At 72.6% G+C, this 13,404-nt stretch carries 16 protein-coding genes; 7 read left to right on the top strand and 9 right to left on the bottom strand.

The window, feature by feature from the left end; genetic code table 11:
* Positions 1-101 precede the first annotated feature (101 nt).
* Positions 102-695 carry an isochorismatase family protein gene (locus ACIRVF_RS21275; RefSeq protein WP_402819819.1) on the top strand — a complete coding sequence of 198 codons (594 nt, stop codon included), beginning with the start codon at positions 102-104 and terminating at the stop codon, positions 693-695.
* 44 nt (positions 696-739) lie between these two features.
* On the opposite strand, the gene ACIRVF_RS21270 is transcribed toward ACIRVF_RS21275, so the two are convergent.
* Positions 740-1,744: a hypothetical protein gene (locus ACIRVF_RS21270; RefSeq protein ID WP_402819816.1), complete on the bottom strand. Its 1,005-nt coding sequence runs from the start codon at positions 1,742-1,744 to the stop codon at positions 740-742.
* Between the two features lie 256 nt (positions 1,745-2,000).
* Between ACIRVF_RS21270 and ACIRVF_RS21265 the strand changes: the two genes are divergently transcribed.
* Together ACIRVF_RS21265 and ACIRVF_RS21260 are read left to right on the top strand one after the other, a co-directional pair.
* Complete coding sequence (locus ACIRVF_RS21265; protein ID WP_402819813.1) at positions 2,001-2,654, top strand: hypothetical protein; 654 nt, start codon at positions 2,001-2,003, stop codon at positions 2,652-2,654.
* Positions 2,655-3,115: 461 nt separating this feature from the next.
* On the top strand, positions 3,116-3,556 hold the full coding sequence (locus ACIRVF_RS21260; RefSeq protein WP_402819810.1) for a hypothetical protein: 441 nt from the start codon (positions 3,116-3,118) through the stop codon (positions 3,554-3,556).
* A gap of 96 nt (positions 3,557-3,652) precedes the next feature.
* Here the strand turns inward: ACIRVF_RS21260 and ACIRVF_RS21255 are convergent, their stop codons facing one another.
* A complete protein-coding gene (locus ACIRVF_RS21255; RefSeq protein ID WP_402819807.1) occupies positions 3,653-4,219 on the bottom strand; it encodes a DinB family protein in 567 nt (188 codons plus the stop codon).
* A gap of 129 nt (positions 4,220-4,348) precedes the next feature.
* Entirely contained in the window at positions 4,349-4,558 is a 210-nt protein-coding gene (locus tag ACIRVF_RS21250) for a winged helix-turn-helix transcriptional regulator (protein WP_402819805.1), read from the bottom strand.
* Positions 4,559-4,600: 42 nt separating this feature from the next.
* On the opposite strand from ACIRVF_RS21250, the gene ACIRVF_RS21245 reads away from it, so the two are divergent.
* Together ACIRVF_RS21245 and ACIRVF_RS21240 are read left to right on the top strand one after the other, a co-directional pair.
* Complete coding sequence (locus ACIRVF_RS21245) at positions 4,601-4,759, top strand: hypothetical protein (protein WP_402819803.1); 159 nt, start codon at positions 4,601-4,603, stop codon at positions 4,757-4,759.
* Between the two features lie 40 nt (positions 4,760-4,799).
* Positions 4,800-5,363, top strand: coding sequence for a GNAT family N-acetyltransferase (locus ACIRVF_RS21240; protein ID WP_402819800.1), 564 nt, complete (start codon positions 4,800-4,802; stop codon positions 5,361-5,363).
* On the opposite strand, the gene mycP is transcribed toward ACIRVF_RS21240, so the two are convergent.
* The 4 genes from mycP to ACIRVF_RS21220 all read right to left on the bottom strand — a co-directional run bounded on the left by mycP (position 5,357) and on the right by ACIRVF_RS21220 (position 9,340).
* The gene (mycP, locus tag ACIRVF_RS21235) at positions 5,357-6,610 is read right to left on the bottom strand and encodes a type VII secretion-associated serine protease mycosin (RefSeq protein WP_402820213.1); all 1,254 of its coding nucleotides are present in this window, start codon (positions 6,608-6,610) and stop codon (positions 5,357-5,359) included. The genes ACIRVF_RS21240 and mycP overlap by 7 nt on opposite strands.
* A 76-nt stretch (positions 6,611-6,686) precedes the next feature.
* A complete protein-coding gene (locus ACIRVF_RS21230; protein ID WP_402819797.1) occupies positions 6,687-8,075 on the bottom strand; it encodes a hypothetical protein in 1,389 nt (462 codons plus the stop codon).
* 29 nt (positions 8,076-8,104) lie between these two features.
* Positions 8,105-8,545, bottom strand: coding sequence for a hypothetical protein (locus tag ACIRVF_RS21225; protein ID WP_402819794.1), 441 nt, complete (start codon positions 8,543-8,545; stop codon positions 8,105-8,107).
* 96 nt (positions 8,546-8,641) lie between these two features.
* Positions 8,642-9,340 (bottom strand): endonuclease V, encoded by a 699-nt coding sequence (locus ACIRVF_RS21220; RefSeq protein WP_402819791.1) that lies wholly within the window; start codon positions 9,338-9,340, stop codon positions 8,642-8,644.
* Between the two features lie 198 nt (positions 9,341-9,538).
* Between ACIRVF_RS21220 and ACIRVF_RS21215 the strand changes: the two genes are divergently transcribed.
* On the top strand, positions 9,539-9,787 hold the full coding sequence (locus ACIRVF_RS21215; protein WP_402819788.1) for a hypothetical protein: 249 nt from the start codon (positions 9,539-9,541) through the stop codon (positions 9,785-9,787).
* A 34-nt stretch (positions 9,788-9,821) separates the two neighbouring features.
* On the opposite strand, the gene ACIRVF_RS21210 is transcribed toward ACIRVF_RS21215, so the two are convergent.
* Together ACIRVF_RS21210 and ACIRVF_RS21205 are read right to left on the bottom strand one after the other, a co-directional pair.
* Positions 9,822-10,592, bottom strand: coding sequence for an RDD family protein (locus ACIRVF_RS21210; RefSeq protein ID WP_402819785.1), 771 nt, complete (start codon positions 10,590-10,592; stop codon positions 9,822-9,824).
* A 199-nt stretch (positions 10,593-10,791) separates the two neighbouring features.
* Positions 10,792-12,300, bottom strand: coding sequence for an RDD family protein (locus ACIRVF_RS21205; protein ID WP_402819782.1), 1,509 nt, complete (start codon positions 12,298-12,300; stop codon positions 10,792-10,794).
* A 544-nt stretch (positions 12,301-12,844) separates the two neighbouring features.
* On the opposite strand from ACIRVF_RS21205, the gene ACIRVF_RS21200 reads away from it, so the two are divergent.
* On the top strand, positions 12,845-13,261 hold the full coding sequence (locus tag ACIRVF_RS21200) for an SsgA family sporulation/cell division regulator (protein ID WP_355671848.1): 417 nt from the start codon (positions 12,845-12,847) through the stop codon (positions 13,259-13,261).
* Positions 13,262-13,404: the final 143 nt, after the last annotated feature.

The following is a 13,404-nucleotide window of genomic DNA, read 5'->3' as shown; positions in this document are numbered from 1 at the left end:
AGTCAACCGTAGAGTCCCCTGGAGTCCCGCCCGCGCCGTCCGGCGTCGGCGAGGACCCCCGCCACCGGGGCGCACCGCCCCCACATCCGAGGATGCGAACCATGCACCGGGCACTGATCGTCGTCGACGTGCAGAACGACTTCTGCGAGGGCGGCAGCCTGGCCGTCGCCGGCGGCGCCGAGGTGGCCGCCGCCATCACCGACCTGATCGCCGAGTCCTCCCCCGGCTACCGGCACATCCTCGCCACCCGCGACCACCACATCGACCCCGGCGAGCACTTCTCCGACGAGCCGGACTACGTCTCCAGCTGGCCGGTGCACTGCGTGGCCGGTACCGAGGGCGTGGGCTTCCACCCCAACTTCGCGCCCGCGGTGATCTCCGGGGCGGTCGAGGCGGTCTTCGACAAGGGCGCCTACTCGGCGGCCTACAGCGGCTTCGAGGGACTGGACGAGAACCGCCGCGGCCCGGTGGAGTGGCTGCGCGAGCGGCAGGTCGACGAGATCGACGTGGTCGGCATCGCCACCGACCACTGCGTCCGGGCCACCGCCCTGGACGCGGCGCGGGCCGGCTTCACCACCCGGGTGCTGCTCGACCTCACCGCCGGGGTGTCGCGGGAGACCACCGCCGCCGCGCTGGAGGAGCTGCGGGCGGCCGGGGTCGAGCTGGTCGGCGAGCCGGTGGTCCGCCCGTCCTGAGCCGACCTGAACCGACCTGAGCCGTCCGCGAGGACGGGCGGCGCTCAGACCACCAGCAGCTCCACCACGTCCGTCCCGCCGGCCCGGTAGGCCTCGCGCAGCTCGCCGCCCACCGCCTCCGGGTCGGCGGCCAGCCGGGCTCCGGAGACGTACACCACGCGGATGCCGAGGTACTCCATCCGGTGCTGGCCGCCGCGCACCCAGGCGGCCTCGCCCTCGCTGACACAGCGCAGGTCCGAGTCCACCTCCACCGCGACCCCGCGCTCCGGCCAGTAGAGGTCCGGGATGCCGATGTACGTGCCGCCGCGCATCCGCAGCTCCGGGGCGGCCAGCGGGGCCGGCAGCAGCCACTCGTCCACCAGCCGGTCCACCTGCTCCATGACGAAGTCCCGTTCGGCGGCGAGGAGTTCGTCCAGCGCGGCACGCACCCGGGGCTCCCCGGTCAGCCCCGACTCGACCAGCTCGGTGGCCAACTCCCGCACCGTGCACCTGCTTTCCGGGCGGGCCACGGCCTCGCGCAGCACCTCGCGCACCGGCACCGCCGCGTCGCCCTCCGCCGTCCACTCGCACAGCGCGTCCGCGACCGCCCGGGCGACCGGCGCGCAGGCCAAGCCGTGCACCGAACGCGCCACCAACTCCCGCTCGGTGCGCAGGATCCGCACGTCGCCCGCGTCCTTGAGCCGTCGCTGACGGGGCACCAGGACGTCCACCCCGGTGACCGCGGGAAGCCGGGGCACGGAGGCGAAGCCGTACAGCGCCAGCGCGGCCGCGCCGGTGATCACCGCGCCCTCACGGCGGCCCTCCTCCCGGCCGTTCTGCGCCGCGTACAGCAGCGCCGCCCACATCCGCTGCTCCGGGGTGGGTTCGCCGGACTGGAGCAGGTAGACCCTCGGCAGCAGCCGCTGCCATGGACCGCCCCGGCGGCAGTGCTCGGTGATGACCCGGGCCGGTACGCCCCGGGCGCGCAGCTGGCTCGCGGTGACGACGTTCTGCTGACGCTTCGCCAGCTCCTCCAGGGAAGGCGGCGGCGTGGGGATCCGGTAGCTCATGCCGACACCATCCCCAACCACCGCGACCCAGGTGACACAGCCTGACGCACTGTTACCCAACCGTCGCGAAACCGGGACCAGCCTGCACTAAAGTCCCCATACCCTCACTCATTTGGCGTAAATGACGTTCATATGGCTATCGGATCCGATCGAAAACGATCGCCGACCTGGCGGCCTGACCCAGAGTGATCAAGGGCATACGGCGAGGGACCCTCCGGGCGTCACTCGCACCTCCGGGATTGCCTAGGCTTACGTCATGTCACGTGACGAGACCGCCGGCCTCCGCGCGGCCCAGCTCCGCCTCGGCCGTCTGCCCGGATACGTCCGCCGCCCGGACCCGGCGCGCCGCAGCGGCGAGAAGGGCCATACGTACAAGAAGGGCTGGGAGGTCCGCTTCACCGCCCGGAGCGAGGCCGAGATAGCAGAGATCCGCGACCTGGTGGTCGCCGCCGGGTTCGCACCGGCCAGACCCTTCTTCAAGGGACACCAACTGATCCAGCCGGTCTACGGCATGGCCGCCGTGCAGGCCTACCTGGCCGCCAGACAGGCGGCCGAGGAACACGCCGAGCGGGTCGCGCTCGGCCGCCGACGGCGCGCGACGGGGGCGCATTCGGGCGCGACGCACACCGGAGGGGCGCACCCGGGCGGTGGGCACGCTCCGGGGGCGCATGTGGCGGGCGCGCACGCCGCCGCAACCAATGTGGCGGGCGCGCACGCCGCCGGGACGTCCGGCACCCACCGGTGCGAGCGCGAGGAGGCCTCCGCGGGAGCCGCTGCCGTAGTGGGGGCCGCGGCGGCAGCGGCTCAACTGACCCGCTGCCGGGCCGTCGAGGCCTTCCCCTCCCAGGTCGAACGCGGCCACGCCGCCGACGACCTGCTCTCCGCCACGGAGGCCCTTCCCCGCTCCTGACCGGGCGGCACCGCGCCGCCCCGACCCGCGCCCCGGTCGCCACGAGCCGCCGGGGCGCGTTCGACGCCCCCACCGCCCCCGCCCCGGCACAACCCCCGCCGCGAGTGCGGTTGCGCAGGCGGTTGTGCGCACGCGACTTCGCGCCCTGGGCGTGGACGCCCGGTCCGACAGGCCCTACGGTGGCACCTCAACTGCCGTGCGACCACTGCCGCCCCACACACTCTGACCAGCTGCGACACCCTCACACCCACGCCCCCCGCACCACTGTGCGGCACTCCCCCGACCGACCCCCGACGGGCAGCACCGCCGCCTCGCCGCACCGGCCGCCGACGGAACCGGCCGAGCGCCGGTGGGTTCCGGGCATTCCATCGGATTGGTCACCCAGCGCACCGAGGGCCTACCGTAGAGTGAGCACAGATGATCGACCGTCAGAAGTCCATCTCCCCTTCCGAGAAGACGAGATGACCAACCGTCGCACGAGCGCCGCCGAGCCTCCCCCGGGGCCCGGCGAACCGGAGGACCTCCCGTTGGAGTTCGCGGCCTTCTGCGAACTCCACCGCCCCCGGTACCTCAGCTACGCCCGGGTGTGGCTGACCGAGCACGCCCAGGCGGCCACCGCCGTCCAGCAGGCGTTCGCCGAAATCGCCGTCCAGTGGCGGGATTTGCTCACCAGTCCGAACCCGACCGCGCTCGCCTGGCAGATCCTGCGCGGCACCGTCGCCGAACACACCCGGCAGGAGACCCCCGCCCCGGACCGCCACCCCGCCGACGACGACCTCGCGATCCTGCACTACGTCGTCGGCCTCGCCGCCCCCGAGATCGCCGACGTCATCGGCACCGACACCGCCAGTGTCGCCGGGCGGCTCCGGCGCACCATGCTGCACGAGGCCTCCGGCTGGTGACCCGTCCCGGTCGTCCCGGTGGCTTCGGGTGCCCTGGTGGTTCCGGGTGTCCCGGTCGTTCCGGGTGTCCCGGTCGTTCCGGGTGTCCCGGTCGTTTCAGACCCGCTCGCCCGTCACGTCGAACAGGTGGTGCACCGGGTCGTGGATCAGGTAGCGGGCGAAGGTCTCGACCGTGAACCGCGCCCCGTCGCTACGGTCCCCGGTCCGCCGCCACTGCTCGTCCGACACCGCCTCGAACGCCGCCGCCAGCGCCTCCCCGGCCTCCGCCAGCTCCCCGGCCACCACCTGCGGCAGCTGCTCCCGGTAGCGCTCGGCGGCCGCCGTCTCGTCCTGGTCCCAGTTCGGGAAGAGGGGGCCGTCCTGGTCGAGCATCAGGTTCAGCCGGACCAGGAACAGCCGGAAGACGTCCCGGACGTGGCAGGCGTACTCAAGGTCCGACCAGATCTCCGGGCTCGGGCGACGGCGCAGCCCGTCCCCGTCGCCCGCGAGGACCGCCAGCCAGCTCCGCGCGTTGTCCCGGAGCATCCCGGCGACATCCGTGGCGGGCACCGCCGGGGTGTCCAACCCGCAGTCGGGGCAGGGACGTTCCAGCACCCAGGTCCAGTCCTTGGTGTCCGGGACGATCGCGTCGTCGGGGCTCGCGTGGTTCTCAGAAGTGCTCATGGCCCCAGCATCGCCGCCCCGCGCCCCCGCCCACCAGCGGCAGAGACGCCAGCGACCACCGAAATGCTGCCAGCAGCCGGCCCGGCCGGCCGGCTCTCGGGCCGTCCCCGCTCAGCGCTCGGCGCGCTCCTACTCCAGCCGGGCCGCCAGCAGGCTCCCGAGGTTCTCGCGGCTCCAGTCGCACACCGCGTCCATCGGGCCGAGCAGCGTCCGGCCCAGCGGCGTCAACGCGTACTCCACCCGCGGCGGGTTCTCGGCGTACTCCGTGCGCACCACCGGTTCCCCGAGGCCCACCGCACCGTCTCGCTCGGCCACTCCGCCGCCCTCGACCTGCTCCACGACTCCCCCGCCACCCTCGACTGGGTCGTCGTCACCCCGCCCATGGACCTCGACCGCACCGCCCCCGGCACCGGCCGCTACCGGGTCGGCGGCCCCCACGTCCCCGGCCCCCGGATCGCCCAGGCCGAGCTCGCCGTCGCCCTCGTCGACGAACTCACCACCCCGACCCACCACCGGGAGCAGATCGCCGTCGCCGAATGAATTCCCTGCACGAACCGGCCCCGGCGGCATTCTGGGCACCATGGCCACGGACCTCTCAGCCCTCGCGGTGAAACCCACCCTGCACGGCCCCACCGTCCGCCTCGTCCCCCTGGACGCCCGGCACACCGAACCGATGTGGGAACTCTGCACCGACCGGGAGACCAACCGCCTCACCGGCACCCGCACCGCCTTCACCCGTGACCGCATCGCCCAGTGGTGCGCCACCCGCCGCGACCAGCCCGACCGGCTCGACCTCGCCGTCGAGGACCCGGCCACCGGCCGCTTCCTCGGCGACACCGCACTCACCGACGTCGACCCGGACAACAGCTCCGCGAGCTTCCGGATCGCCCTCACCCCCGACAGCACCGGCCGCGGCATCGGCACCGAGACCACCCTGCTGGTGCTCCGCCACGCCTTCGCGGCCGTCGGCCTCCACCGCGTCCACCTCGAAGTCTTCGAGTACAACGAACGCGCCGCCCGCGCCTACACCAAGGCCGGGTTCGTCCTCGAAGGCCGCGCCCGCCAGGCCCACCACTGGGACGACCGCTACTGGGACGTCCTCCACATGGCCGCCCTACGCGACGACTGGCTCAGCACTCACTGAGCGGGCCCCTGGTAGGGCGGCACAGCGGCCCGCTTACGGCGGCGCGCCATCACCACGGCGGCGGCGGACACGCCGAGGACGACGGCTCCGGCGGCTACGGCGGCGATCACCAGTCCGGTATCGCCGCTGCCGCCGCCGGAGGTGGCTTCGGGGACCACGGAGGGCTGGTCCGTCGCGTCGGATTCGTCGTCAGTCGGCGGCGTCCCTTTCGACTCCGGTCGCTTCAGCAACGGATTGTCCTTCGGCCCATTGTCCACAGCGGGGTTCGCCTCCAACGCCTTCGCGGGTGAGACGGTTCCGTAGCCGTAGTGATTGTTCGGCACCACAGTCCCGTTGGCAGGAGGGGTGGCCGACTTGATCATCCGGTTGATGACCTGACCGGCGGACAGGTTCGGATACTTGGACCGAATCAGCGCGGCAGTGGCGGAGACGTACGCAGTGGCGTCAGAGGTGCCGCTCACGCGGTCGTAGCTCGTCGATGACTTCGCCGTAGCTCGGTAGATCCCCACACCAGGTGCCACAAGGGTGGTTTCGGGACCAGAAGTGGACTTTTCCCACACAGCCCCGTTGGAGTCCACTGCTCCTACCGCGACCACTCCCGGGAAGGCGGCCGGATATTCGACATCCTTGTCCACCCCGGTGTTGCCCGTGCCGGAGACCAGCACGACATCCTTCGACACTGCGTAGTTGACGGCTTTCCGCAGATTCGAGTTGAAGCGCGAGTCACCTGCGAGGGAGATGTTGATGACACCCGCGCCATGGTCTGCCGCGAAGCGGATCGCATCTGCCAGATCATGCTGTTGAGAATTGGGGTTCGGCTGGGCGCTGGGGCCATCGCCATCCGTCCCCACCTTCACCGGCAAGATCTTCGCCTTGGGGGCCAGTCCCATGATCCCGGCCTGTGTGCCATGCCCGTGCCCTGCGATCAGGCTGGCCATGCCCGTGCCGTGACCGTCGCCGTCGACGCGGCCGTCCGTTTTCCCGCCGGAGAAATCAGCTCCGGGAAGGACCTGACCCACCAGGTCCTGATGGTCCTGGTTCACCCCAGTGTCAATCACGGCAACGACCACCCCGTCGCCCTGGCTCGTCGTCCAGATCTTCGCCTCGGCCTCGAAGGTTTTCAAAGGCCACTGCTGGTCCCTGATCTGATCAGCAGATGCCGGCGGAACCGCGACGCTCGCCATAAGAGCCGCAGCGGCGAAAGCCGCTCCACCGCGCGCCACCCAGCGGCTCGCCAATTCGGTCACCCCACTCAACGAGGCATCCCGCAGATCACCGACCTACGGGATGCGATCAGATCACCTGTCCGTTTGCGGACCGGCCTCATTCCACCACGTTCGGGTTGCTCGGCTTGTCCGACGCCCAGGTCTCCTCGTCCTCGACGAGATAGTCCGGCCGCGCTCCGCCCTTCTCGCGGTCCTTCTTGCGGCGCTGCGCTTCACTCATCGGGATACCGGGAGAGATGGCGCCTGCACTACGGGCCGCGGGTTCGGTGCTCACTCGATTTCGGACCCCTAGCCCGGATCCGCCTTCCGTGAATGCCTGCTTGCTACGTGCTCCGGCACCGGGAGGTGGCGTCTCACGAACAGCTCCACCGGGCCGGGCCATGGACCCACCAACCGGGGCTGTCCCCGTACCGCCGACGGCATTGACGGCGCGGCCTCCCCGCGGTCCCGTACCCTCAACCGGCGTCGCATCGCCGGTGAACTCCTTGCCGCCGAAGCCGAACCTGCTCTGACCGATGCCCGGACCGACCGGAGCAGTCTGCACGGCCGGTCCCGTAGAACCGGCAGTCGTTTGCCCACCTCCACCGCCGATCGGCCCGCTCGTGGGACCCGCAGGCGACGTCGCGTTCAGGCCGGACGTCTGGGTTCCCGAGGTAACGGGACTCGGCACGCTGCCGTTGGGACGGGACACCGGGGAACCTGAGATGCCTGCATCGGAGCGGCTCACCGTGGTCGACGTCTTCGGCGGCGCCTGGGCCGTGCCTCCCTTGATCCCGGCTTCGGCGGGGACAGCCGTGCTCCGTGCCGACGAGTTGGAGACCACAGGCGACGCGGCAGGCTTGGACCGACGCGGCGAGGTAAGGGTCTCCGGCGCTCTTCCGGGTCCGAAGGAAGTCCCCGAGACGACCGCCATGGCCATGGCTGCCGCTCCACTTGGATCGTTCTGCGCTCCCGAGTCAGGATTGTCAACCCTCACTCGCGGCTTGGAGTCAGGCAGCGGCGGCGGCGGCTTCAGGGCCGGCGTCGCGACGCGGTAGTGCATCGCGAGGGTCTGCATGACGGCGGCCGCTTCGGCCTTCTTCCGGTCGGCGACCTGGATGTGGTCGTCCTCGCTGCTGAAGAAGTCGCCGACGGTGTCCTTGATCTTGTCCCAGTTGTCGGGTTCCTCGGGCATGTTGCGCTTGGCCGTGGCCATCGCCTCGGACATGTTGTGGAGGGTGTTGGCCGCGTCGTTGGCGTAGGCGGCAACCTCGTTGATGTTCGAGGCGAGGGTGAGCATGGAGGTGTGGAAGGAGTCGCTGGTCGTTCCGTCCCAGCTGGTGGCGGCCTCGGTGCTGACCTTCGTCAGAGTTTTGCGGATCTCCTTGAGGGTGGTCGCCGCCTTGCGCCATGGGTCGCCGGCGGCCATGACCGCGCCGGGGTCGAGGGCCTGGGCCATCTTGCGGAGATCGGCATGGCTGTACTTGGTAAAGTCGGTGTAGACCACGGGTGGTTCACCTCCGGTCGGGTGGTGGGTCAGATGGTGGCGTTGCCGTGCTGGGACGGGACCTGGTTCGCCTCGTACGCGGCCTCGCTGGCGGCCGAGGGCTGGGCCACGGACCAGCCGTCACCGGACAGCGTGAGCTTCGTGGCCACGTGCTGGTCGTGTTCCTCGTAGTTGGTCGCGGTGAGTTCGGCCTTCTTCTGGGCCTGGTCGATCGCCTGCTGCAGCTGGTTGAGCACGTCCCGCAGGGCGTCCCGCATGGTGCTGTAGTGGCCGTGGATCTCGGTGGCCTCGGCGAAGGTGCCGAAGGCGGTCTTGCCGATGCCGCTGCGCCCGTGGGTGGCGTTGCCGTCCGCGTCCTTCTCGAACTCCTTGAGCAGCAGCCGCACTTGGCCGGCGAACGTGCGCAGCTGCTCGATCTCGACCCGGTAGCCCTGGTTGGCCCCGCCGGTCGAGCCGGTCCCTGTTCCCATTGCGGCGCCCCCCGTGCGTCCGTTCCTGGCGTTCGGGGCCCGGAGCCCCGGTGCCTATGTCTAACACACCGGGCCGGAAGCCCGCCCGGTACACGGTCAGTTCGCGGGCGTCCGGCCGTGCTGGGCCTCGGTGAGGGCGCGGCGGCAGAGGGAGTCGGCGTGCCGGGTGGTCTCGGGCAGCCGGTAGCGGCGGGCGAGTTCGAGGGTGGTGTGCACGGCGGTGTCGAGGCCGATGCGGTGGCCGACGGAGACGAAGACGGGTTTGACGCCGGGCCGGGTACGGACGGCGCGACCGACCTCCTCACCGGTGGCGGGGTCGGTGAGCGGGGTGCAGGAGCCGCGGTCCTGGCCCGGGGCGTGGTGCTCGAAGGTGAAGGGGGTCTTGGCGACACCGAGGGTGCGCAGGCCGGTGAGGACGCCGAGGTGGCTGGCGAGGCCGAGGCGGCGCGGGTGGGCGAGGCCGTAGCCGTCGCAGACGACGGTGTCGGGGGTGCGGGTGAGGGCGGCCAGTGCGTCGAGGACGGCGGGGAGTTCGCGGAAGGCGAGCAGTCCGGGGACGTACGGGAAGGCGATCCGGCCGACGGCGGTGGCCTCTTCGACGACGTCCAGGGTGTCCCGGTCGAGCAGGACGGCCGCGGCGACGACGAGGTCGTGGTCGTCGTCGTAGGCGACGTCGACTCCGGCGATCAGCCGGCACGGGGCGTCGTCGTCCACGGCCCGGACGAGCGGCCGCAGCCGTTCCTGTTCGGCGAGCGCCTGGGCGTCGGTGGTGGGCCAGTCGGCGGGGATGGGCACGGTCGGTTCCCCCGGTCTGCGTGGTGTCGGTCGGGCTCCACCGTACCGAGCAGTGCGGACGACCCCGGGGTGAGCCCGTGCGCCCCCTGTGCCCCTGACCCCGCGGGCTAGCCTGGTCGTACGAACTCCCTTGCCGGGTAGGCCTCCTGGAACCGGCACCATTCCCGCCCGTTCCCCGACGTGCGAAGGACCCCCGCCATGCCGCGTCCGTCCGCTGCCCAGTTCTGCCTCGGCTCGTTCACCGTCGTCGCCACCGCCGTGGCACTGCTGGCCGTCTCCGGCGCCTCGGGCGTCCTGGAGGTCGCGGTGCTGGTGGCGTTCGCGCTGGCGCTCGGCACCGTGGTGACGGTGCTCTCGGTGTCCGTCTCGCACCGCTCGGCCGCGGTCACCGACGGCTCCGGGGCGTCTCCGGCCGCGGCGGGGCACGAGTACGCCCGGCAGCGCTGATCCGCCGCCGGGCGCCGTCGTCCCGCTGCCGCGCTCAGACCTCGGTGGTGACCACCACGGTCTTCGCGGCCTTGTCGTGGATGCACTGCCGGTAGGGCTTGTCGAAGACGCCGAATACGCCGTCGATGATCCACCACAGGGCGGCGCAGCAGATCACGGCCGGGAGGATGAAGACGGCGGCCCGGGTCCAGGCGGCGGCCTGGGTGGGCGTGTTCCCGTCGATCAGCATGGCGACCCGGATCTTCATCGCCTTCTTGCCGAGGGTCTGGCCGTCCCGGCCGAGCATCAGGGCCTCGTAGACGAGGTAGATGGCGCAGCCGAGCCAGAAGGCTTCGGTGCTGCCCTGGCGCGTGCCGAGGTCGACGAAGGGGGCCACGACGACGACGGCGATGATCTGCACGAGGATGTAATCGATGAGGCGGGCGAGGATCCGCCTGGGCCAGGTGCCGATCGGCGGCATGCCGGGGACGGGGCCACCGCCGGGGGCGCCGTACATGCCGGGGCCGGTGCCGTAACCGGGCGGGGGCTGGTCGTACGGCGAACCACCGTGGGGCGACTGGCCGTAGGGGCTCTGACCGGGGGTCGGTCCGCCGTAGCTGCCACGGTAGGCGCCGGGGCCCTCGGAGGGGGCATCGGACGGGGGGCCCGACGGGCCGTCGGCCGGGCTGCCGTGGGGCTGGTCGGACGGGGTGGGGCGCGGCGGTTCGCCTTCCGGCGTGCCGCCGCCCGGGGTGGGGGGCTGCTTGTCGAAGGAGGGCTGACCGCCCCCCTCCGGCTGGGGGCCTGAGGGGTCGTGGGTGCTCATCCCCCGAGTAGAACATCACACATTCTCAAGACTTGGAACATTTTGTCCGTTTTGCCGTCCACCGCCCGGCCCGGCCACCGGGCGCACCGGGTCGCCGCGCACCCGGGCGCACCCGGCGCCACACCATCGGGCGCACCCGGCGCCACACCATCGGGCGCACCCGGCGCCACACCATCGGGCGCACCCGGCCACCGTGCCCTCAGCCGCGGACCACCCGGGTCCGGGCCGCCCGGTCCTGCCAGCCGCGCCGCGCCGGACGGTCGAACAGCGGCCAGACCAGACCGAGCAGCAGCACCACGCCGAGCTGCCGGACGATCCACCGCAGCAGCGAGCGACCGAGGCTCAACCGGGCCCGGCTGCGGGGGGCGGTGGCGTCCACCACCCGGATACGGGCCAGTCGCTTGCCGAAGGTCTGGCCGGTCCGGGCGATCGGCAGCACCTCGTAGACCAGGCTGACGAACACCAGGATGCCGATCAGCGCGGCGAGCTTGCCCAGCACCACGTCGTCCACCAGCCAGACCTGGACGTGGCGGCGGGCGAGGGAGCTGGCCATCCTGGCCTGGTCGAGCTTCTGCTGGAGGTGCTCGGCGACCGAGCCGCCGAGCGGGATACCGGCTGCGACGGCGACCACCAGCAGCACCGCGGTGTCCACTGCGCGGGCGGCCAGCCGTCGCCCCAACCCGGCGGGCGCCGGGGCCGCCGACCGACCGCGGACGGTGGCCTCCCGGGCCGGCCGCACGGCGGGCAGCGGGGCGGCGGGAGGCGCCGCGGGCCCGGCCACCGGCGCGGGAGCCTCGACCGGACGGGTCGCCACCCGGACCGGGACGGGCGACTCCTCGGGTTCGGCCGCCACCTGGACCACCGGCATCGCCATGACGGCCTCGACCGTCGCCGACACCTCGCGGACCGCCACCGCCACGGCGGGCGCGGCGGCACCGGCGACCTCCACCGCAACAGCAGCGCGCTCCCCCTCCGCGCGCCCCTCCTCTTCCTCGGGCGCCCCCGGAAGCACTCCCCAGGACACCCAGCGCGCGGACCCTCCCGTCTCCATCAGCCCCCGCTGGGCCTGTGGATCCGCCTGCCACCCGGAGGCCCCGGGCGCCCCGGAGGCCTCCTCCGCCGAGGGCTCGACGGTGCGGAACACCGGGCCGCCGATCACCTCGGCGACCCGCGGCCCGACCACGAAGGACGCCCCGCCCGTGGTCTGGTCGAGGTACACCGGCCCGGTGTCGCCGGATCCCGGGACCTCCCGGGACGACGACGGCGCACGCGAAGGCGCGGGCACCACCACGGGCAGCTCCGGACGCTCGGGCGACGCCGACAGTGCCACCGGCGCCGACACCGCCAGGGGCCCCGGCTCGTGAACCGGCCCCGCCACCTGCACGGGCGCCGACACCTGCGCGGACGCCTGAACCGCTGCCGACGCCGACGGCACCGACACCGGCGGCACCGACACCGGCGGCACCGACACCGGGAACGCCGGAGGCGGCACCGCCCGCGCCGCCGCGAGGTCGGGGGCGGGCCGCCGGGCGGCGTACCGGGGCGGCCGCAGCACCTCGCCCTCGGCGGGCGCCGGCCGGGTGGTGCCCGGCACCCAGGCCGAGCCGCCCCAGTACCGGACGAAGCCGGGGATCGACGGGTCGGGGTAGTAGCCGGGCTCGGGAGCGACGGCCGGGTCGCCGTCGGCGGCGAAGGGGCGGTCCGTCATGGGGTCTTCTCTCCTGTCAGGTCCTGACGAGGGGCGGCGGGGGCGACCGGCCCTCAGCAGGTCGAAACGGGTCCGAACGGGTGGAGGAAACGGGTGGAGGAGACGGTGCGGGAAACGGGTGGAGGAAACGGGGCGGGAAACGGGCTCGGGAAACGGGCTCGGAAACGGGTGCGGTACGGCGGCGCGCGAACGGGTCGAACGGATCGAGCAGGTCGAACGGGCATCACGCCAGCGCACGCCCCGGGCGACCGGCGCACGTGGGGCTCCACCGAAGGCGGACAGTCGCCGGACAGTCACAAAGGGTAGTACCTCGCCGGAGTGCCGACGGGAAGTTGGCGATTCCCCGGACAGCGGCGGGCCACCCGGGGTAAGGAACCGGGCGCGCGGCGGCAGCCCGCGCGCCGCGTCCCCGGCCGTTCACCACCCCGCACGGAACATCCCGAAGAAATTTCGGAAACGTGTGTAAGGACCGCGCCGGACCGCCCTCTCAAAGGTCACAGGGCCCGGAACCGGGCACGAACCGAAGGCAGAGAGGTAGACGATCATGGACCGCCCCGTCAGCGTCGTGGAGCACGAGCTGGAGCTGAACCTGGTGCTCTCCCCGGAGCACAGCGTCCCCGTCCCGGCCCGGCTGACCTACGGCAGCCACGACCCGTACGCGGTGTACATCACCTTCCACCTGGACACCGGCTCCCCGGTGACCTGGGTGTTCGCCCGCGAGCTGCTGGTCGAGGGCACCTTCCGCCCGTGCGGCCAGGGCGACGTGCGGATCTGGCCGACCCGCTCGGGGCGGCGCAGCGTGCTGTGCCTGGCGCTGAGCTCGCCCGCCGGTGACGCGCTGCTGGAGGCGCCGCTGCCGGCCGTCGCGGCCTGGCTGGAGCGGGCCCACCGGCTGGTCCCGCCGGGCAGCGAGCTGGCCGCCCTCGACATGGACGGCTCGCTCGCCGAGCTGCTCGCGTAGGCGTGCCGGTCGTGCGCCGCAGCGTGCACTGGTACGTCCAGGAACTCCGTGACGCCCGGGAGCACCGCCCCGCGCAGGAGCACCGGCACACCGGCGGCCAGAGGGTCGACGGCGGCAGCCGGAACAGGGGAGGCAGGGGCGAC

The sequence above is a fragment of the Kitasatospora sp. NPDC101157 genome, from assembly GCF_044768255.1.
Taxonomy (GTDB): domain Bacteria; phylum Actinomycetota; class Actinomycetes; order Streptomycetales; family Streptomycetaceae; genus Kitasatospora.
Note: the sequence above shows the minus strand (reverse complement) of the source record. Positions and strands in the feature narration are given on the sequence as shown.

What these genes read in the sequence shown, in the direction of transcription:
- ACIRVF_RS21215 (WP_402819788.1), top strand. Translation starts at nt 9,539, where the DNA reads ATGCCGCGTCCGTCCGCTGCCCAGTTCTGCCTCGGCTCGTTCACCGTC.
- ACIRVF_RS21260 (WP_402819810.1), top strand. Translation starts at nt 3,116, where the DNA reads ATGACCAACCGTCGCACGAGCGCCGCCGAGCCTCCCCCGGGGCCCGGC.
- ACIRVF_RS21200 (WP_355671848.1), top strand. Translation starts at nt 12,845, where the DNA reads ATGGACCGCCCCGTCAGCGTCGTGGAGCACGAGCTGGAGCTGAACCTG.
- ACIRVF_RS21205 (WP_402819782.1), bottom strand. Translation starts at nt 12,300, where the DNA reads ATGACGGACCGCCCCTTCGCCGCCGACGGCGACCCGGCCGTCGCTCCC.
- ACIRVF_RS21245 (WP_402819803.1), top strand. Translation starts at nt 4,601, where the DNA reads ATGGACCTCGACCGCACCGCCCCCGGCACCGGCCGCTACCGGGTCGGC.
- ACIRVF_RS21210 (WP_402819785.1), bottom strand. Translation starts at nt 10,592, where the DNA reads ATGAGCACCCACGACCCCTCAGGCCCCCAGCCGGAGGGGGGCGGTCAG.
- ACIRVF_RS21225 (WP_402819794.1), bottom strand. Translation starts at nt 8,545, where the DNA reads ATGGGAACAGGGACCGGCTCGACCGGCGGGGCCAACCAGGGCTACCGG.
- ACIRVF_RS21270 (WP_402819816.1), bottom strand. Translation starts at nt 1,744, where the DNA reads ATGAGCTACCGGATCCCCACGCCGCCGCCTTCCCTGGAGGAGCTGGCG.
- ACIRVF_RS21275 (WP_402819819.1), top strand. Translation starts at nt 102, where the DNA reads ATGCACCGGGCACTGATCGTCGTCGACGTGCAGAACGACTTCTGCGAG.
- ACIRVF_RS21240 (WP_402819800.1), top strand. Translation starts at nt 4,800, where the DNA reads ATGGCCACGGACCTCTCAGCCCTCGCGGTGAAACCCACCCTGCACGGC.
- ACIRVF_RS21265 (WP_402819813.1), top strand. Translation starts at nt 2,001, where the DNA reads ATGTCACGTGACGAGACCGCCGGCCTCCGCGCGGCCCAGCTCCGCCTC.
- ACIRVF_RS21255 (WP_402819807.1), bottom strand. Translation starts at nt 4,219, where the DNA reads ATGAGCACTTCTGAGAACCACGCGAGCCCCGACGACGCGATCGTCCCG.